Raw genomic sequence first — 18,709 nt, 5'->3', positions numbered from 1 at the left:
TCATGAATACCTCTTCTTATTACGCTGCTGTTGGCGGACATCCGCCGCAAACCCAGTTGACCGCCGACCGGGCAGTGTTCACTGACGCTTACGCCCTGATTCCCAAAGGCGTGATGCGTGATATCGTCACCAGCTATTTACCCTTCTGGGACAAAACCCGTCTCTGGGTACTGGCTCGGCCATTATCCGGGTTTGCAGAAACCTTTTCGCAATACATCATGGAAGTGCAGCCAATGGGCGGCAGCCAACAGCCCGAGCTGGACCCGAGAGCAGAAGGCGTGCTGTTTGTTGTTGAGGGGGAGTTGACACTGACGTTAGCAGGGCAGCCGCATGTCATGGGGCCGGGAGGCTATGCCTATCTGCCGCCAGGCAGTGATTGGCAGGTGCTGAATGCGTCTGAAACGCCTGTGCGGTTTCATTGGATACGTAAAGCCTATGCCTTTGTTCAAGGGCTTGATGTACCCGCCGCGTTTGTGACCAATGAGCAGGAGATTGCCCCTATCGAAATGCCGGGTACGGAAGGACGTTGGGCAACGACGCGCTTTGTGGACCCCACTGACGTACGCCATGATATGCACGTCAACATTGTGACCTTTCAGCCCGGTGGCGTGATTCCATTTGCTGAAACCCATGTCATGGAACATGGCCTTTACGTGTTGGAAGGCAAGGCGGTTTATCACCTGAATCAACAGTGGGTAGAAGTGGAGGCGGGGGACTTCATGTGGCTACGTGCCTTCTGCCCGCAGGCCTGTTATGCCGGTGGCCCTGGGCCGTTTCGCTACTTGCTGTATAAAGACGTAAACCGTCATGCAGCGCTAACTTTGTAAACGTGCGTGTGTTTTATGAGGAAACGTCAACTATTACCAGGAATTCACCATGCTTGAACTGACAGCACAACCGCTGACGGCCGAGGCCTTTGCGCCTTTTGGCGACGTGATGGATGCCCGCACATCAGCATCATTTCCGATTAACGCCGGTCGCACCCAGCGTCATCACGACCTCGCCAAGGTGGAAACCCTGGGCGAAAATGCCTGCACGCTGATGAGTATTTTTGTCAGCCAGCCTGTCACTTTGCCGCTGGAGTTGACGTTTCTAGAGCGCCACCCTCAAGGCAGTCAAGCGTTTATGCCATTGCACCGGGAGCGGTTTATTATCGTGGTGGCACCGCCGGGTGAGAATATTCATCCTGAAGAAGTGCGTGCTTTCGTGACTGATGGTCGGCAGGGCGTCAATTATCGTGCGGGCACGTGGCACGCTATCCAATCGATGCTTGAGCGTGAAGGCGAGTTTCTGGTGGTAGATCGCGGGGGAGACGGTAATAATTGTGACGAGTTTCCGCTTGATATCAGGGTGATACTTGGCGAATAACTTGCGCTAACGGCATACGGTTGTCATCTTTCTTAGATTAACTCTCGACTGAACGAGCAAAATACATACAGCGCGCCTTGCGTGCTAGGAGACCGGCATGTCCCGAACAAACCGCTTGCAAGACCTTCTCAAAATGCTTCGCCACCACGCTGATCCTGTTGGTGGTTCAGATCTTGCCAACGCCCTGGGCGTACCCTTGAGTGCGCTTTACAAAGATATCGCTGCCCTCCGGGCAGTGGGGGTTGAGGTGGTCAATGAACCGGGTAAAGGCTATCTGCTGCCGCCGGGTGTTCAATTACCACCGCCTGCGCTGCGGGAGCCCACTTCCGTGCCCTCCGCTGATCTGGTCTTCTACACGAACCCTCTTTCGCGGGGTGGCATCGTACACTGGATGTTGGAAGAAATCGGCGTTCCTTACCGCCTGGTTGTGCTGGAGTACGGTACGGCGATGCAGTCGCCGGATTATCTGGCAATCAATCCGATGGGCAAGGTGCCTGCGATTTGTCACGGCGAACAGGTGATCACTGAAACGGCGGCTATCTGCGCTTATCTCGCCGATGTCTTCCCTGAAGCCGGGTTGGCGCCACCGCTAGCGGAGCGAGGGGAGTACTACCGTTGGCTATTTTTTGCCGCAGGCCCCCTGGAGGCCGCTGCCGCGCTGGAAAGCCTGGGCTTCCATCCCACGGCTGAGCAGCGAATGCGATTGGGCTCGGGCGATTATATGTCGGTCATCGATACGCTGGCAGCAGCCGTCAGGGGACGCGATTACATTGCAGGAGATAAATTCAGCGCCGCTGATATATACGTCGGTTCCCATATCGGTTGGGGGTTGCAGATGGGGACTCTGCCCTGGCGCCCTGAGTTTGAAAGTTATTGGGCCGGGTTGCAGAGCCGTCCGGCGAGACAGCAATGTGACATCTTTATCCAGCAGGCACTGGCACAGTAACGGCGCTCACTCATGGCAGTGCTCAATGTGTCTGTCATGATTAACGGCTAAGACACTCTCCCGATTGATGATTTAGGAAACATTATGAACGCACTGCATTACTCCTCGATTCGACGTACCAAAATTGTGGCGACATTAGGGCCAGCCAGTGATCGAGACGGTGTGCTTGACGCCATGTTGGCAGCGGGAGTGGATGTCGTGCGGCTTAATTTTTCCCATGGCAGCGCGGCAGACCACCAGCGTCGCTTGCAGGCGGTACGCGAAGCCGCTGCCCGCCTTGGCCGCAGTGTGGCCGCGCTGGGTGATCTTCAGGGGCCGAAAATCCGTATCGCACGCTTCAGTGAAGGCGCGGTCATGCTCAAGGAAGGTCAACCATTCATTCTGGATATGATGCTGGACAGTGACGCCGGTGATGCGCAGCGCGTGGGGTGTGATTACAAGACACTGGCCGATGATGTCACGACAGGTGACCGCTTGCTGCTTGATGATGGCCGCCTGGTGCTGGACGTGACAGGCGTTGAAGGCAAGCAGGTACACACCCGTGTGGTGGTCGGTGGCAAGCTTTCCAATAATAAGGGCATTAACAAGCAGGGCGGCGGCTTGTCGGCACCGGCACTGACGGAAAAAGACAAGGAAGACCTTAAAACCGCCGTGGCGATTGGCGTGGATTATCTTGCGATTTCCTTTCCGCGCTCAGCGGCAGATATGCACGAGGCTCGCGAGCTGTTAGGGGAAGCTGGCGCTGAAATTGGCCTGGTGGCAAAAATGGAACGTGCCGAGGCCGTGGCTGACGAGGCCACGATGGACGCAATTATTGAAGCCTCCCAGGCGGTGATGGTGGCGCGTGGCGATTTGGGCGTGGAAATTGGTGATGCCAAGCTGGTCGGTATTCAAAAGCAACTGATTAAACGTGCGCGCACCCTCAATCGTGCGGTCATTACCGCAACACAGATGATGGAAAGCATGATTAACGCGCCGTTGCCGACGCGTGCTGAGGTGTTTGATGTTGCCAACGCCGTGCTCGATAGCAGCGATGCCGTCATGCTCTCTGCGGAAACCGCTGCTGGCGATTATCCGGTGGAAACCGTCGAGGCAATGGCACGGGTTTGTCTGGGTGCCGAGCGGGAAAAAATCGCCCAGGAGTCCGGCCACCGTATTCACGAAGGCTTTGCTCGCGCCGATGAAACTATCGCGCTTTCCGCCATGTACGCCGCCAATCACATGCAGGGGGTAACTGCAATCGCCTGCATGACCGCGTCTGGCTACACGCCGTTAATTGCCTCGCGGATCCGCTCCGGCTTGCCGATTGTCGGTCTGGCTCACAACCCGATTGGGCAACGCCGTATGGCGCTGTATCGCGGCGTTGTTTCGTTGCCTTTTGATACCTCGGAAATGACCGCGACCGAACTGAATGATCGCGCCTTGTCATTGCTGGTGGCACAAGGAATTGTCGCGCTGGGGGATCATGTCATCCTCACCCGTGGTGACCATATGAATGCCCATGGTGGCACTAACACCATGAAAGTCATGACCATTACTGAGCAGCACCTTCGTTGATACGTATTGAGGAAGCGGCCATGCATGTAACCCGTAGAACCTTTCTGAAAGCCGCCCTGGCGTTGCCATTGGCGGTGGCAGTACCGCTTTCCTGGCATTTGCCAGCGATGGCGACGCCCGAGGAAAAACGCCTTGAGCGTATTGCGCTGGCCGTGCATACCCCCCAAGGGCCACACCGTCTTGATGTGGAAGTGGCTGACACTGCGCCTCTGCGTCAGCGAGGTTTGATGGGTCGTGCGAGCATGGAGGAAGATCATGGCATGCTGTTCATGTACTCCCGCGAACAGTCTGCACGAAGCGGTTTCTGGATGTACCAGACATTAATTCCCCTGGATATTGCATTTATCAACAACGCTGGCGCCATTGTGGCGATAAAAACCATGCTGCCGTGTGAATCTGCTTCATCAAGCGATTGCCGAACGTATTCTCCTGGCGAGCCGTATCATGCGGCGCTGGAAGTCAATGCCGGTTACTTTGCTGAGCGTGGAATTCGGGTAGGCGATTGTGTCGCGATAGCAGGCGTCGATGGCCACTGCGTAAACGGAGTACCCTGACACGTTTGGATAGCTGTCTTTCGGGCGTGAAGTCCTTACAATGAATTGCAATTGTTTCAGAATATTGACTCGTACGGTGCAAAAAGGCGGTATGAGTCATATCAACGCCGCTCAACAATACAACTGATAAAACAAAAAGGATCCATCATGACGCTGACACGCAACATGGCGCATTTGACTGCTGGCCTCGCTGGCGCGGTATTTCTGGCGAGCGCGCTCTCTGCTCAAGCAAGAGAACTCTCGGTTTCTACCGTATTATCGGACGCTTTCCCATGGGGTCAGGCCGCTGAGAAGTGGGCGGAACTGGTTGAGGAAGGCAGCGACGGTGAACTGACGCTTCGCGTTTACCCAAACTCCCAGCTGGTTTCCGGTGACCAGACCCGTGAATTTTCCGCCATGCGTTCAGGATTGATTGACGCCGCGGTGGGCTCGACCATCAATTGGTCGCCACAGGTGCCTGAACTCAATCTGTTCTCACTGCCGTTTTTTATTCCTGATGAAGCGGCGGTGGATGCAGTAACGGGTGGAGACGCGGGCACAATGGTGTTTGAAGCGATTGAATCTCGTGGCGTTGTGCCGCTGGCCTGGGGCGAAAATGGTTTTCGTCAGGTATCCAACTCGAAAGGGCCAATTAGCGAACCCAGCGATTTGGACGGGCTGAAAATTCGTGTTGTTGGCTCACCCTTATTCCAGGATACCTTTTCCGCTCTGGATGCTGACCCGACACAAATGAGCTGGACGGATGCTCAGCCAGCGCTGACAACAGGGGCGGTCGACGGTCAGGAAAACCCTCTTTCGGTCTTTGATGTGGCACGGATCGACCAGGTGGGCCAGGAATACCTGACGCTCTGGAACTACATGAATGATCCCCTTATTTTTGCGGTTAACCAGAATGTCTGGCAGTCCTTGAGCGATGAGCATCAGACGCTGCTGCGGGAAGCTGCGGTTGAGGCAGGTGCCTGGGAAATTGCCATGACCCGCGAACAAGAGTCCGAGCGTCTGGCCGCTATTCAGGAACGTGGTGTCACCGTCACTGAGCTTACGGATGCGCAGTATCAGAGTTTTGTGGATGCCACGCAGTCTGTTTATGAAAAGTGGGTGCCGCGTATTGGTGAAGAACTGGTTGAGGCTGCTCAGGAAGCCGTTGATGCGCGTTAAGCGTTGATGCGTATCAGGTTGGATAGATTGATGACCGGCCCAGGTGGCCGGTCATCCTGTTAATAAGGTGAGGTCGTCATGAAAGAAACACCTGATGCGCGCCCTGAACGCTGGCTGGGGGCGTTGGCGCTGGTGGTGATTGCACTGATCAGCCTGGGTAATGTGGTCACCCGTTACCTGACCGGTGGGTCATTTTCGTTTACCGAAGAGTTTTCTGTCTTTTTGCTGGTTGTGTTGACCTTTGCTGGCGCTTCCGTCGCGCTGCGGCGTAATCGTCACATTCGCATCAGCCTGCTGGAACGCCATCTTCCCGCACGGTTTCGGTCGCTGCTGATCGGGTTTCAGGCCCTGTGTGGTGCGGTGGTGTTGGGGTTGATTGTCTGGTTTGGTGGACAGCTGGCCTGGCAGGAATATCAATGGGAATCCCTGTCGCCAGGGCTTGGCTTACCGCAGTGGTGGTATCTGGTCTGGCTGCCTTTCCTGGCCTTTGCCATGTTGGTGCGCCTGGTTCAGCAAACCCACGATCGTTTGAAGGGGAAATGGCACGATGAGCCCTGATATATGGATGATTCTGGCCTTTGCAGGGCTGCTTATTGCAGGCGTGCCGGTGGCCTTTTCGCTCGGTCTGGCGGGAGCGGTGGGGATTGTGGTTGGGCTATCGCCCGACATGCTGGCCACCATGGGCACCAATACCTATAACAGCATTGCCAAGTATCCGTTGATTGCGATTCCGCTGTTTATTCTGACGGGGTTGATCTTCGAACGTGCCGGTGTCGCACTGCGCCTGGTGCGCTTTGCTCAAGCGCTGATCGGGCCGCGTCATGGTGGGTTGGCGTTGGTCGCCGTGCTGGTCTGCATGATGATGGGCGGGATGAGCGGTTCTGGCCCTGCCGATGCGGCTGCCGTGGCGATGGTCATGCTGCCGAGCATGACCAAGGCGGGTTACCCGAAGCCGTTTTCGGCGACGTTGATAGCAGCGTCAGCTTCCACGGCCATTCTGATTCCTCCTTCTGTGGCGTTGATTCTGTATTCCATTGTCGTGCCCGGCGTTGACCTGCGCGCCTTGTTTGCGGCAGGACTGTTCCCCGGCATTCTGGCCGGAATGGCGCTATTGGTGCCGGCGCTGCTGGTTTCACGCCAGCGTGGTTGGGAAGGAGGAGTGGCCAGCGCTGACAACACAGAGCGGCTGAGCATCCGCACGACGTTCAGGCAAGCCTTGCCCGCACTGTTTGCACCCGTCATCATCCTGGGGGGCTTGCGTTCAGGGCTTTTTACGCCGACTGAAGCCGCGGTGGTGGCGGTTGCCTATGGCGCAGCGGTGGGCTTGTTTCTAACCCGTGAAATGACGCTCAAGGACTTGTGGGAATTATTGGGGGAAGCGGCGATCATCTCCGGCGTTGTGATGCTGATTATTGCGCTGGCCGGTATTTTTGCCTGGGCAGGGACCATGTTAGGAACCTTCCGTCATCTGGCGGAGTGGATTATCGGGCTCACCGACAACGGTGTGCTGTTACTGGTGTTCGTCATGCTGGCTGTATTGGTGGCCGGCATGTTGCTGGATGCGATTTCGATTTATCTGATCATGATGCCGATTCTGATTCCTGTCATGCAGCATTTCGAGTGGAACCCTGTCTGGTTTGGCATCCTGTTGGCGATGAATATTGCCATTGGGCAATTTACCCCTCCCGTTGCCGTTAATCTGATGGTGACCACGGAAGTGGCCAAGGTGCGGCTGGAGCATACCATTGGCTGGGCACTACTGTTTGTTCTGGCGATGGCAAGTGCGTTGGCTCTGGTTGCCATTTTTCCGGGCATAGCGTTATGGCTGCCGACCGTACTGGGCTACAACGTCTGAGCGGGAGTCCTTCGCGGAGATGAGTGGTTTCTTGCTTGGTGTTTTGGTTATTAGTATATTTCTATTGGTTATTTCTTCTTGAGTAAGGGGTGTTGATGTTTTTTCCTCCTCGTTATGCGCGTTGGGTGTTTGCCGTTCTGATGTCAATTTATATGGTGACGTTGATGACGCTGGTGATTACCTGGGCTAACACGGGTTTGTCGGAAGGCTTCCTGGGACGTTGGTGGCGGGCTTTTTATATCGCCTGGCCGATTGCATTCACGCTAATTCTGATCGGAGCGCCACAGCTGCAAAAAGTGACGGCCAGACTGCTCAAAAAACCATAGGAATAGCCTTGGGTTGCTGAGAACCGTTGAATCCTGCCTGTTGAACAGACACCTTTCCAAAAAAGTATCGGCATGGTGAGGGCATTTTTGTATCAAATATAGAAAGTATTTGAAAAAACAGGCATCTATGCCATGCTAACTTTAGGTAGACGGCTGATGTGCTGATCTTGAAAAGCCGATAGGCGTCACCGGTGTCGTGTGTTCTTAAGGACAAGTTCTGATAGGTAAGTTCTGATAGACAAGTTCTGATAGACAAGTTCTGATAGATAGAATGACAGCATCAGACATCACGTGCGCCTTAAATTAACGCTTACTAAACGCTCTAAACCGCTAGACTCATTGGAACCACACGTAATTTTGCTTTAAGTATTGATAAATGTTTTGTTTGTTAATGCTTCAAAATTCGCCAATGGGTGTTTTTTCGTTACAGTAGTGTTTGTTGGCTGGAAACGCTGACATTGTTGATCCACTGTCTTGAAGTAACAGGTTTGTACCGGCTGGTTAACAGCTGAGCATTAATAATAATGGCCCTGCCAGTGTCTTTAGCCATTGAGCAGCGTCAGATGCATAACGCAGATAACATCAAGATAAAGAGGTAATTATATGAATCGTCACGTATTTTCTACTGCAGCATTTTCCGGTGCATTGGTTGCAGCGGCGACTTTTGCTTCGCCAGCGGTCGCTCAGGAAGAAAACTTCATCACCATTGGTACGGGTGGTCAGACGGGTGTTTATTACGTTGTCGGCCAGTCAGTATGCCGCTTGGTCAACCGTGGTAGTGACGAGCACAACATCCGTTGTAATGCCCCCTCCACAGGCGGGTCGGTCGCTAACGTCAACGGTATCAAATCTGGCGAGCTGGATATGGGCGTTGCTCAGTCTGACGTGCAGTATCAGGCTTACAACGGCACCGGCAACTTTGAAGGTGATGCTTACGAAGACCTGCGTGCGGTCTTCCGTATCCACGGCGAGCCTCTAACACTGCTGGCGCGTGCGGATGCCGGTATCGAAACACTCGATGATCTGGCAGGCAAGCGTGTCAACATCGGTAATCCTGGTTCTGGTCAGCGCAACACCATGGAAGTCGTCATGGAAGCCAAAGGTTGGGATCGTGATACCTTCTCACTGGTTTCCGAGCTGGATGCTGCTGAACAGGCGGCTGCGCTGTCTGACAACAACATCGATGCCATGGTCTACGTCGTGGGTCACCCTAATGGTTCCATTCAGGAAGCCACTACCACGGTTGATGCGCACCTGATTCCGCTCAACGATGAAGATATCGATGGCATTGTTGAGGAATTCCCCTACTACGCCAAGTCTGTGATTGCAGGCGGTCTTTACAAGAACAACCCGGATGACGTGGAAACCTTCGGTGTAGCTGCCACGCTGGTCACAACGGCGGAAACATCCGAAGAAGCTGTCTACCAAACGGTTAAGGCTGTTTTCGATGACTTTGATCGTTTCAAGCGTCTGCATCCAGCCTTTGAAAACCTTGATCCGCAGGACATGGTCACTCAAGGCCTGTCTGCGCCGCTGCATGAAGGTGCCGCACGTTATTACCGTGAGCAGGGCTGGATTGAGTGATTTGTCAATAAGCAGTTGCTAATTAAAATTAGCGAGCATTAATAGCTGAATAAACGAAGTAACTGCCTCAGTGGAAGTGATGCGCGGCCTCCCTGTGGGGCCGCGCATTGTGTTTGAGTGCCTTAAGGCATTGAATTAACAAGACGTTATGTCTTCTACTTATAGCAGGGCATGCTTATGACAGAGAACGACAAGTCCCCCGGTGCGGCTGTTGATCTTGATGATATGGTCGCCTCGTCCGACTCCGGGGCACGTAAGCCCAAGGGTATCCCGGGCAAGCTGCTAGTGAGCATTGCGGCCGTCTGGTCGCTGTTTCAGCTTTGGATCGCCTCACCGCTGCCTTATATGGTGGGGTTCGGAGTATTCAACGCAACCCAGTCTCGCTCTATTCACTTGGCCTTTGCACTCTTTCTGGCCTATATGGCCTATCCTGCGCTTAAACGCTCACCGCGTGACCGTATTCCAATTCAGGACTGGGTACTTGCCAGCGTCGCTGCGTTTTGCGGTGCTTACATGTTCCTTTTCTATGAAGGTCTATCAACACGCCCTGGCGCTCCTTTGCTTCAGGATGTGGTGGTTGGCGTCACCGGGATTTTGCTATTGCTTGAAGCCACGCGTCGAGCGCTGGGCCCACCCTTGATGATTGTTGCTTCCGTTTTTCTGATTTACTCGTTGGCAGGGCCTTACATGCCAGGGCTGCTTGCCCATGGTGGTGTCAGCCTGTTCGGGTTGATTAACCATCAGTGGCTGACCACGCAGGGTGTTTTTGGTATTGCGCTGGGGGTTTCAACCAGCTTTGTGTTCCTGTTCGTTCTGTTTGGTGCCTTACTGGATAAAGCTGGCGCGGGTAACTATTTTATCAAGGTCGCCTTTTCCATGTTGGGGCACTATAAAGGAGGACCAGCCAAGGCGGCGGTAGTGGCCTCTGGCATGACAGGTCTGATTTCCGGTTCTTCCATCGCCAATGTGGTAACCACCGGTACTTTCACCATTCCAATGATGAAGCGGGTAGGTTTTTCTTCGGAAAAAGCGGGTGCCGTTGAAGTGGCGTCATCAGTGAATGGTCAGATCATGCCACCGGTCATGGGCGCTGCTGCATTCTTGATGGTGGAGTATGTCGGTATTTCCTATGTGGAAGTTATCAAGCATGCCTTCCTGCCTGCGCTGATTTCCTACATCGCCCTGATTTATATCGTTCATCTTGAAGCATTGAAAGCCAATATGCAGGGGCTGGAAACCAGTAATCCGCCCAAGCCGCTGGTGCGTAAGGCGATTGGCTTCCTGGGTGGCTTGCTCATGATGATGATTACCGGGCTGGTGGTCTATTACGGCCTGGGTTGGCTAAAGCCCGCGCTGGGTGATGCCGCACCCTGGGTGATCGCAGTAGGTATTGCTGGCGTTTATATCGCCTTGCTTAAACTGGCAGCCGGTTATCCGGAGCTGGAACTCGACGATCCTAATGAACCGATCTACAAACTCCCCCAGACACGCCCGACGGTCATGGTGGGTCTGCAGTACATCCTGCCGGTTATCGTGCTTGTCTGGTGTCTGATGGTGGAGCGACTTTCCCCCGGGCTTTCGGCGTTCTGGGCGACGGTTCTGATGGTCTTCATCATGCTCACCCAGCGTCCGATTATCGCGATCTTCCGTGGTCATGGCGATATGAAAGCCGATCTGCGTGAAGGCGCGCTCGATTTGTGGAATGGCCTTGTCACCGGTGCGCGCAACATGATCGGCATCGGTATTGCGACCGCGACGGCAGGTATTATTGTGGGTGCCGTATCGCAGACGGGGGTAGGCCTGGTACTGGCGGATGTGGTGGAAACCATTTCGATGGGTAATCTGCTGCTGATCCTGTTCTTTACCGCTATCCTCAGCCTTATTCTGGGGATGGGTCTGCCAACCACGGCTAACTACATTGTGGTTTCCGCGCTGTTGGCGCCGGTCATCATCCAGTTGGGGCAGCAGAATGGCTTGCTTGTGCCGCTGATCGCGGTGCATCTCTTTGTGTTCTATTTCGGGATCATGGCGGATGTGACACCCCCGGTGGGGTTGGCATCCTTTGCAGCGGCAGCCGTATCCGGCGGTGACCCGATACGCACCGGTTTCCAAGCGTTCTATTATAGCTTGCGGACAGCCGCTTTGCCGTTCCTGTTTATCTTTAACACAGACCTGCTGCTGATTGATGTGACCTGGCTACAGGGGATAGTGATATTTATTATCGCCACCATCGCCATGCTGATATTTGCCGCCGCGACTCAAGGCTTCATGATTACCCGCAGCCGTTGGTATGAGTCCATTCTGTTGCTGTTGGTGGCCTTTGCACTGTTCCGCCCTGGTTTCTTCATGGATATGCTTCATGATCCCTATCGTTCTGTGCCACCGTCTGAGTTCGTTCAGGCGCTGGGTAATGTTGATGAAGGCTCAACCTTGCGTATACAGATTGAAGGGCTTGATGATTTTGGCGATCCGATGACGACCTATATGCAAGTGCCGGTGCCTGAGGGTGAAACAGGCCAGGAGCGCCTGGACAACATGGGCTTGACGCTGCTGGTTGATGGCGATAGAACCATTGTGGATATGGTGGCCTATGGCAGCCAGGCATCTGATATCGGCTTTGACTTTGATCAGGAAATCATTGAAGTGCTGGCCCCTGTCGAACGCTGGACGAAAGAGCTGATGTGGATTCCGGCATTTCTGGTATTTGGCTTTGTGGTCATGCTTCAGCGCCGTCGGCGTTCGAAGACTGAATCACAGACCGCAACGGCATAGGAGACGTACTTATGTACAAGAAAATTTTATTGCCGGTTGACCTGAATGCAGAAGAATCCTGGCAGAAGTCTTTGCCGACGGCGATAACGCTGTGTGAAACCTTTGGGGCTTCCCTGCATGTGGTGACGGTGTTGCCGGAATTTAACATGCCAATGGTGGGCGCTTATTTTCCCAAGGATTTCTCCAAAAAAGCGCATGAAGCGATATCAGACGCGCAGCATGCCTTTATTGAAGAGAAGATTCCCAAGGAAATTCCTACCCAGAGTGTGATTGTTGATGGCTCCCCCTGGGAGGCCATCATCAAGGTCGGCAAAAAACTGGATGTTGATCTCATCATCATGGCGTCACACAACAAACGTAAGTTTGTGGACTACGTGCTCGGTCCTAACGCCGAGCATGTGGTTCATCATGCCAAAATGTCGGTCATGATTGTGCGTTAGGCGGGGCATCATTTTTTGATGCATCATTCCGTCTCGATACTGTGATACGTCAAGGTAAGACCCTCAAAACCCCAGTCGCCTGACTGGGGTTTTCTTATTCGATTGAGCAGGTTGGGTGGTGCTATTTGACTGACCTGACCCGTGAGATGACGTATTCTGATGGTATACAAGTTTGAAAATGACGTTTGGAAGGGGGGCTTGCCGTGAAAGGAAAGTTATGGATAGCCAGCGTATGGCTGTTGGGTGCCCTTCAGGCGAATGCGGGTGGCACCGAAGAAACGCTTCCTGCGCCGGAAGGGCCGGTGATTCTTAAAGTGTGTGGCAATGTAGGGCGCACCAATGTAGGGGATGAGGCGCATTTTGATAGTGCGATGATCAGTGCATTGCCTCAGCACCATTTTTCGACGGGTACACCATGGACGGATCAGTCTTCTGACTTCAGCGGACCCCTGGTACGTGAACTGCTTGATTATTTGCAAGTGGACAGTGAAGAGGTGCATGTCTCCGCCTTGAATGGCTACGAAGCACATATTCCGGTTCAGGATTTCATGGATTATGATGTTCTGCTGGCCTTTAAGCGTGACGGAAAGGCCATTCCCATTCGTGAGTATGGTCCACTCTGGGTGCTGTATCCTTTCGATCACGATGCTGAGCTGCTGAGCGAAACCTTTCGTTTTCGCGCTGTCTGGCAGGTCATGCAAATAGAAGCGCTTTAACGCAGTGTCTTCTCCTAAGCGTCGTCTTTTACGCTATCCACGACGGATTAAATTTGTCGCTATCGTCTCGGTGATGCTGTTTGCCTCTGCGCTAATGGTGGCGGCATTAACGACCTGGCGTCAGGACAGCTTGACGCAGAGCCTACGCGAAGACACCACCTGGGTAGTCTACAAGCTTGACCGCGACACGGTTCAATTGCTCAATGCGTTGCTGGTCGCAAGCCAGGAATCAATAACGCCGGATGAACAGGATTTTATTAATCTGCGCTTTGAGCTGCTCTATAGTCGCATCAACGTGCTGACCAATGGTGAGGTCAGCCGCTTGCTGAGGCAAATTCCCCAGGTACCGATGCTGATAAGTGATATCCAGGAGCAGCTTGATGCTCTGGATGACTTGATTGTGCCTCATGGGGCGCAGGGGCTTTTGGCGTTAACGGATATTCAGTCAAGGCTGCAGGCGCTGGCACGCCTTACCGAACGCCTGATGATTGCCATCAATGGACATTTAGCTGAAGCCGCGACGCAGGAGCGTGCTCAACTGAGTGCTTTGTACCGCCTTCTGATATCGCTGCTGGTGGGTATGAGTTTTTCTGCCTTGCTGGTCGTGGTGTTTCTGGTGCGCGAGATGCGTGAAAACGTGGAAGCACGCCGCGAGCAGGAGTTACTTGGCGACCAGCTGGAAGAAGTCGCGAAACAGGCGCAATCCGCCAATCAGGCCAAGTCGGATTTTCTGGCGATCGTCAGCCATGAAATTCGCACGCCGCTCAATGGGGTGCTGGGGATGAGCGAGCTGCTCTGTCAGCCTCAACAACAAGATTTCCAGCAACAGGGTTTCCAACAACACGACGTGCAGGACTACGCACGGACGATTCATGACAGTGCCACTCAGTTGCTCAACATGCTCAACGAAATTCTGGATTTTTCCAAAATTGAAGCAGGGTATCTGACGCTGGAAGAAAGCCCCGTCGAGCTCGAGGCACTGATGAGCGGCGTGATTGCTCTGTATGAACCCCGTGCACAAGCGAAGGGCATTACCCTGCAGATGCAAATTGATGCCGACGTGCCCGCCTGGGTCATGCTTGATGCCTATCGGGTTCGTCAGGTGCTATTGAATCTGGTCGCCAACGCACTCAAATTCACGGAGCGCGGACGCGTTCTGCTGAGCCTGAGCGCCAAGGAAGATGGTTTACTTTTTAATGTCACCGACACCGGGGATGGCATTTCTATCGCCCAACAGCAGCGGCTGTTTGAACCCTTCCAGCAAGCTGATACCTCGGTAACGCGACGCTACGGCGGGACCGGGCTTGGATTGGCAATTTGTAAACGCTTGTGCGAGGCGATGCAGGGGCGTATCGGGGTGGAGAGTCAACCTGGAAGGGGAAGTCGGTTCTGGATGACGTTGCCTCGGGTGGATGCTGAACCTCAGGCGGACAGCGTTACGCCTGACATCAGTGATTTCAGCCATAGTTCGGTCTTACTCGTGGAAGATGATGTCGTCAATCAAAGAGTCGCGGTCGGCATGCTCAAACGCCTGGGCTGCCAGGTAAGTGTCGCCGAGAATGCACGCCAGACAGTGGCCCTGGTGAGACAGCAAGTTTTTGATGTCATTCTGATGGATATCCAGCTGCCTGATAAAGATGGCCTTAGCCTGACACGGGAGGTTCGTGAACTGGCGGGCTGGCTGTCAAAGGTGCCCATTATTGCCATGACCGCAGGTGGAGGCATTGATGACCGGCCACGCTGCCTTGATGCGGGAATGAATGATTACCTGACCAAGCCGCTGACGCTGAATACGTTAAGTCAACTTATGGGGCGTTATATTGGCGTTGAGCAATCGTCTGAAACGCTAACCAGCATGCCATCAAGCTTCACAGAGCATCTGATCGATACCCATGTACTGCAACAGCTGGAAATAACCCTTGATCCACCCGCCGTCACTGAGCTGGTTGCGTTGTTTTTGCATCATGCCTCGCGCTACCTTGAGCAGATAGGAGAAGCCATGAAAGCAGAACCAATTAATGTGACCGATGTTCAGCGGCTGGCTCATCAACTGCGTGGTGAAGCTTCCAGCGTCGGTGCCTTTGAAATGGCCAAAGCTGCGCATGCCGTTCAGCAGTCAGCGATACACGAGCCCGTTCTGATGGATCACTGGCTCGTCCTCGAACAGGTGGCGCAACGCACCTTTGATGCGTTTAAGGCATGGCAATGACATCGCGCTTTCCAGAAAGCGTCGCCCCTGCCAACGGGATTATCACAGCCGCTAGCGACTCTCATGAAGCGACACTGGCGGTTGCTCATCTGGCAGCGGAAATGAAGCATGTCTCCCTCGGAGGAGTGCTGTTTTTCTGTAGTGCCGAGTATGATCTGGATGCGCTGGGCGAGGCATTATCGGATGCCTTTACGGATATCCCGGTGTGTGGCTGCACCACTGCTGGGGAAATAACCCCGTCGGGTTACGGGCGTGGCTGTATCGTGGCGATTGGTTTTGACCGCCGAGTCTTCAGCATGGTGCCTGCTCTGGTGGAAGATCTGGTCGGTTTTGACCTGCCTCGCGCCCAGCAGCTGGTCGATTCATTATTGGAACGCTGTCGCCCGCAAGCGGTAGCGCCGCTAAACGAACACAGTTTTGTGCTGACGCTGCTGGATGGTCTTTCCAGTCGTGAGGAGCAGGTGCTTGCCACGCTGGATGCCGCCCTGGGGCGAATCCCCAGCTTCGGGGGCTCTGCTGGTGATGATAACCATCTCACTCATACCCATGTTTTTGCTGAAGGTGCTTTTCATACTCAGGCGGCGGTCATGCTGATGATCAATACGCGCCTGCCATTTGATGTGTTTTCTACCCATCATTTAACGCCACGCGCTGAAAAATTCGTCGTGACGGCAGCCGACCGGGAAAAGCGCCGGGTAATAGAACTCAACGGCGTGCCAGCCGCGACCCTGTATGCCGATTGGGTCGGCGTGCCGGTCGCGTCGCTAACATCAGAACTGTTTGCCCGTTATCCCTTGGCCGTGCGCCTGGGAGAGCAACATTTTGTGCGCTCCATTCAGCGTGCCAATCCGGATGGCAGTCTGAGTTTCTACTGTGCCGTGGAAAATGGCATCGTACTCAGCGCCATGCGTCCGTCACCGCTGTTAGTGGATCTGGAAAACATGCTGGCCAGCGTCACGCAGCGGTTAGGGCCGCCCTCCTTGATGATTGGCTGTGACTGTTTTCTACGCCGTATGGAGCTGGAAGCGCTGGGTCAGCTGGAGCCAGCATCCGCGTTATTGCGGCAGGCACAGGTAGTCGGTTTTAACACCTATGGTGAGCAACACCATGGCATGCACGTGAATCAGACGTTTACGGGGGTGGCATTTGGTGCTCTTTCAACTTGATGACAGCCAGGCCGCCAGCAGTGACCCAGAGGCCCTGGCGGAAGAAAACCGCCGTCTGCGACGCGTTTGCCAGGCGCTGATTGAGCGCGTGGAATCAGGTGGTGCGGCCAACGGTGCGCCCTATGCGGCGTTCGAGCATGCGGTGCTGCTGGCCGAGCAGGTGCGTGAACGCACCGATGCCTTACATCGCGCCCTGGATGAACTCAGTCAGGTCAATGCGCAGCTGCGGGAAGCCCACACCCAGGCAGAAGCCGCCAACCAATCGAAAAGCAAATTTCTGGCGGCGGTGAGTCATGATCTGCTGCAGCCGCTGAATGCGGCGCGGCTGTTCGCCAGTGCGCTGGAAACTCATGCGCTGGCGGATGACGCCCAGTCACTGGTGGGGAATATAGGCCGCTCACTCAAAGATGTGGAATCGTTGCTCGGCACGCTGGTGGACATGTCACGCCTGGATGCCGGTGTACTGCATGCCGATAAGGCACCATTTCGCGTTAATACCCTGCTGGATGCGCTGGCAGAAGAGTATCGCCAGGTGGCGAGTGTCCGCGGGTTGACGCTAAATTACGTGACCTGTTCGGTTGTGGTGGAATCGGATCTGTCGCTACTGGCGCGGGTGATCAGAAATTTCCTTAGCAACGCGGTGCGCTATACCGAGCAAGGCAGCATTCTGTTGGGCTGTCGGCGGCGTAAAGACGGGCTTGAAATCATGGTGGTTGACACCGGCCCTGGTATTGACGAACAGCAGCGTGAGCGCATATTTCAGGAGTTCCAGCGGGCCGCCAAGGGTCATGAGCAGCACAGCCGTGGGCTAGGATTAGGGTTGGCGATTGTCGATCGGATCAGCACCATGCTGTCTCATCCGGTGACGTTAGTCTCTGCGCCGGGAAAAGGTGCCTGCTTCTCTGTGACGGTGCCTTATGGGCAGCAATCGCCACGCCTGGCGGGGCCGTATCTGGCGGGGTCGCTATTGGCGGCAGACGCTGATTTTGCTCATCTGGTGGTGTGGGTGATTGATGATGACCCTGCCATTCTGGAAGGCATGCAGGCGCTGTTAGGGCAGTGGGGCTGCCGCGTGCGGGCGGCAGCAACCGTTACTGCGCTGGAGGCGACCAGTGATGGTGAGCAACCTCACGCGCTGTTGGTGGACTACCATCTTGGCCAGCAGCGTGAAAACGGCCTGACCTTAGCCAAGCGGATGGAAAGACGCTATCCGGGGCTTACAACGGTCATTATTACGGCTAACCACGATGCCGAGATCAGTCGTCAAACCCGAGAGGCTGGCATGCACTGCCTGCTCAAGCCATTGAAACCCTTACGGTTGCGCATGCTGCTGACGACGTTGTTGACGTAGCGATTCCAGGTCCGTGCTACCCGCCATCACCACCGCATGCACGCGGCTGGTCGCGCCCAGTTTGCGCAAAATGGCTGACACATGGGTCTTGACCGTGGTTTCTGCGATATAAAGCTCGCGGGCTATTTCCTTATTGGAGCTTCCACGCCCCATATAGAAGAGTACATCCAGCTGTTTGTCGGTCAACTGGAGCACTGGGCTGTTGATAGCTGGGGAGGGCGTTTCGCTCGCAGGGGGCGTGTCGTGGTTGGGACGCCGCATGATGTCAGAAGGCAGATAGATTTGCCCGCCAAGAATCTGCTCCAACGCATTGAGCAGCGCATCACGCGAGGTTGATTTGGGGATGTAACCGACGGCGCCTAATGCCAGCGCATCAAGCACGTGCTGACGCGTCTGGCTGGCAGAAATAATCGCTACCGGCAAACCGGGATGTTGCTCACGAACCTGCTGCAGCCCTTCCAGGCCCTGAGCATCCGGCAGGCTGAGATCAAGCAGTAACAGGTCCAGTTCGGGAAGCTGCTCGGCCTTCGCCAGCGCGGCCATCAGCGAGTCCGCCTCGTGTAGCTGGCAGTCCGCCAGCCCACCCAGAATCACCGCCTGCAGCGCCTCACGAAACAGCGGATGGTCATCAGCAACCAGCAGTGAAACCATGCGAACTCCTACCAATGAATGAGGGTGACTACTGCCAAAGGGCGATGTTGTTGGCA

The 18,709-nt window shown here is 54.7% G+C and carries 17 protein-coding genes; 16 read left to right on the top strand and 1 reads right to left on the bottom strand.

What is annotated here, in order from left to right:
- Positions 1-2 precede the first annotated feature (2 nt).
- The 16 genes from ACU6TU_RS13940 to ACU6TU_RS13865 all read left to right on the top strand — a co-directional run bounded on the left by ACU6TU_RS13940 (position 3) and on the right by ACU6TU_RS13865 (position 18,002).
- Positions 3-827 carry a bifunctional allantoicase/(S)-ureidoglycine aminohydrolase gene (locus tag ACU6TU_RS13940; RefSeq protein ID WP_447142000.1) on the top strand — a complete coding sequence of 275 codons (825 nt, stop codon included), beginning with the start codon at positions 3-5 and terminating at the stop codon, positions 825-827.
- Between the two features lie 49 nt (positions 828-876).
- A complete protein-coding gene (locus ACU6TU_RS13935; RefSeq protein WP_447141999.1) occupies positions 877-1,368 on the top strand; it encodes an ureidoglycolate lyase in 492 nt (163 codons plus the stop codon).
- Positions 1,369-1,465: 97 nt separating this feature from the next.
- Positions 1,466-2,314, top strand: a complete 849-nt coding sequence (locus ACU6TU_RS13930) for an HTH domain-containing protein (protein ID WP_447141998.1) — start codon at positions 1,466-1,468, stop codon at positions 2,312-2,314.
- 84 nt (positions 2,315-2,398) lie between these two features.
- The gene (gene pyk / locus ACU6TU_RS13925) at positions 2,399-3,871 is read left to right on the top strand and encodes a pyruvate kinase (RefSeq protein ID WP_447141997.1); all 1,473 of its coding nucleotides are present in this window, start codon (positions 2,399-2,401) and stop codon (positions 3,869-3,871) included.
- A gap of 20 nt (positions 3,872-3,891) precedes the next feature.
- A complete protein-coding gene (locus ACU6TU_RS13920) occupies positions 3,892-4,425 on the top strand; it encodes a DUF192 domain-containing protein (RefSeq protein WP_447141996.1) in 534 nt (177 codons plus the stop codon).
- Positions 4,426-4,572: 147 nt separating this feature from the next.
- Positions 4,573-5,583: a DctP family TRAP transporter solute-binding subunit gene (locus ACU6TU_RS13915; RefSeq protein ID WP_447141995.1), complete on the top strand. Its 1,011-nt coding sequence runs from the start codon at positions 4,573-4,575 to the stop codon at positions 5,581-5,583.
- Between the two features lie 78 nt (positions 5,584-5,661).
- A complete protein-coding gene (locus ACU6TU_RS13910; RefSeq protein ID WP_447141994.1) occupies positions 5,662-6,141 on the top strand; it encodes a TRAP transporter small permease in 480 nt (159 codons plus the stop codon).
- Positions 6,131-7,438: a TRAP transporter large permease gene (locus ACU6TU_RS13905; RefSeq protein ID WP_447141993.1), complete on the top strand. Its 1,308-nt coding sequence runs from the start codon at positions 6,131-6,133 to the stop codon at positions 7,436-7,438. Before ACU6TU_RS13910 ends, ACU6TU_RS13905 begins: the two co-directional genes overlap by 11 nt.
- Positions 7,439-7,533: 95 nt before the next feature.
- Positions 7,534-7,764, top strand: coding sequence for a DUF2798 domain-containing protein (locus ACU6TU_RS13900; RefSeq protein WP_100820977.1), 231 nt, complete (start codon positions 7,534-7,536; stop codon positions 7,762-7,764).
- A gap of 603 nt (positions 7,765-8,367) precedes the next feature.
- Positions 8,368-9,348, top strand: coding sequence for a TAXI family TRAP transporter solute-binding subunit (locus ACU6TU_RS13895; RefSeq protein ID WP_447141992.1), 981 nt, complete (start codon positions 8,368-8,370; stop codon positions 9,346-9,348).
- A gap of 177 nt (positions 9,349-9,525) precedes the next feature.
- Entirely contained in the window at positions 9,526-12,120 is a 2,595-nt protein-coding gene (locus tag ACU6TU_RS13890) for a TRAP transporter permease (protein ID WP_447141991.1), read from the top strand.
- A gap of 11 nt (positions 12,121-12,131) precedes the next feature.
- Entirely contained in the window at positions 12,132-12,560 is a 429-nt protein-coding gene (locus ACU6TU_RS13885; RefSeq protein ID WP_447141990.1) for a universal stress protein, read from the top strand.
- A 203-nt stretch (positions 12,561-12,763) separates the two neighbouring features.
- On the top strand, positions 12,764-13,276 hold the full coding sequence (locus ACU6TU_RS13880; protein ID WP_447141989.1) for a molybdopterin-dependent oxidoreductase: 513 nt from the start codon (positions 12,764-12,766) through the stop codon (positions 13,274-13,276).
- Positions 13,277-13,280: 4 nt separating this feature from the next.
- Positions 13,281-15,485: an ATP-binding protein gene (locus ACU6TU_RS13875; protein ID WP_447141988.1), complete on the top strand. Its 2,205-nt coding sequence runs from the start codon at positions 13,281-13,283 to the stop codon at positions 15,483-15,485.
- On the top strand, positions 15,482-16,651 hold the full coding sequence (gene nosP / locus ACU6TU_RS13870; RefSeq protein WP_447141987.1) for a nitric oxide-sensing protein NosP: 1,170 nt from the start codon (positions 15,482-15,484) through the stop codon (positions 16,649-16,651). The genes ACU6TU_RS13875 and nosP overlap by 4 nt, the downstream gene beginning before the upstream one ends.
- Positions 16,632-18,002, top strand: a complete 1,371-nt coding sequence (locus ACU6TU_RS13865; protein WP_447141986.1) for an ATP-binding response regulator — start codon at positions 16,632-16,634, stop codon at positions 18,000-18,002. The genes nosP and ACU6TU_RS13865 overlap by 20 nt, the downstream gene beginning before the upstream one ends.
- Here ACU6TU_RS13865 and ACU6TU_RS13860 read toward each other — a convergent pair.
- Complete coding sequence (locus ACU6TU_RS13860) at positions 17,964-18,653, bottom strand: response regulator (protein WP_447141985.1); 690 nt, start codon at positions 18,651-18,653, stop codon at positions 17,964-17,966. The genes ACU6TU_RS13865 and ACU6TU_RS13860 overlap by 39 nt on opposite strands.
- Between the last annotated feature and the right edge of the window lie 56 nt (positions 18,654-18,709).

It is taken from the genome of Halomonas sp. LS-001 (assembly GCF_052983955.1).
This window is presented reverse-complemented; position numbering and strand designations above follow the sequence as displayed.

What these genes read in the sequence shown, in the direction of transcription:
- ACU6TU_RS13885 (WP_447141990.1), top strand. Translation starts at nt 12,132, where the DNA reads ATGTACAAGAAAATTTTATTGCCGGTTGACCTGAATGCAGAAGAATCC.
- ACU6TU_RS13940 (WP_447142000.1), top strand. Translation starts at nt 3, where the DNA reads ATGAATACCTCTTCTTATTACGCTGCTGTTGGCGGACATCCGCCGCAA.
- ACU6TU_RS13910 (WP_447141994.1), top strand. Translation starts at nt 5,662, where the DNA reads ATGAAAGAAACACCTGATGCGCGCCCTGAACGCTGGCTGGGGGCGTTG.
- ACU6TU_RS13890 (WP_447141991.1), top strand. Translation starts at nt 9,526, where the DNA reads ATGACAGAGAACGACAAGTCCCCCGGTGCGGCTGTTGATCTTGATGAT.
- ACU6TU_RS13920 (WP_447141996.1), top strand. Translation starts at nt 3,892, where the DNA reads ATGCATGTAACCCGTAGAACCTTTCTGAAAGCCGCCCTGGCGTTGCCA.
- ACU6TU_RS13905 (WP_447141993.1), top strand. Translation starts at nt 6,131, where the DNA reads ATGAGCCCTGATATATGGATGATTCTGGCCTTTGCAGGGCTGCTTATT.
- ACU6TU_RS13935 (WP_447141999.1), top strand. Translation starts at nt 877, where the DNA reads ATGCTTGAACTGACAGCACAACCGCTGACGGCCGAGGCCTTTGCGCCT.
- ACU6TU_RS13860 (WP_447141985.1), bottom strand. Translation starts at nt 18,653, where the DNA reads ATGGTTTCACTGCTGGTTGCTGATGACCATCCGCTGTTTCGTGAGGCG.
- ACU6TU_RS13900 (WP_100820977.1), top strand. Translation starts at nt 7,534, where the DNA reads ATGTTTTTTCCTCCTCGTTATGCGCGTTGGGTGTTTGCCGTTCTGATG.
- nosP (WP_447141987.1), top strand. Translation starts at nt 15,482, where the DNA reads ATGACATCGCGCTTTCCAGAAAGCGTCGCCCCTGCCAACGGGATTATC.
- pyk (WP_447141997.1), top strand. Translation starts at nt 2,399, where the DNA reads ATGAACGCACTGCATTACTCCTCGATTCGACGTACCAAAATTGTGGCG.
- ACU6TU_RS13930 (WP_447141998.1), top strand. Translation starts at nt 1,466, where the DNA reads ATGTCCCGAACAAACCGCTTGCAAGACCTTCTCAAAATGCTTCGCCAC.
- ACU6TU_RS13915 (WP_447141995.1), top strand. Translation starts at nt 4,573, where the DNA reads ATGACGCTGACACGCAACATGGCGCATTTGACTGCTGGCCTCGCTGGC.
- ACU6TU_RS13895 (WP_447141992.1), top strand. Translation starts at nt 8,368, where the DNA reads ATGAATCGTCACGTATTTTCTACTGCAGCATTTTCCGGTGCATTGGTT.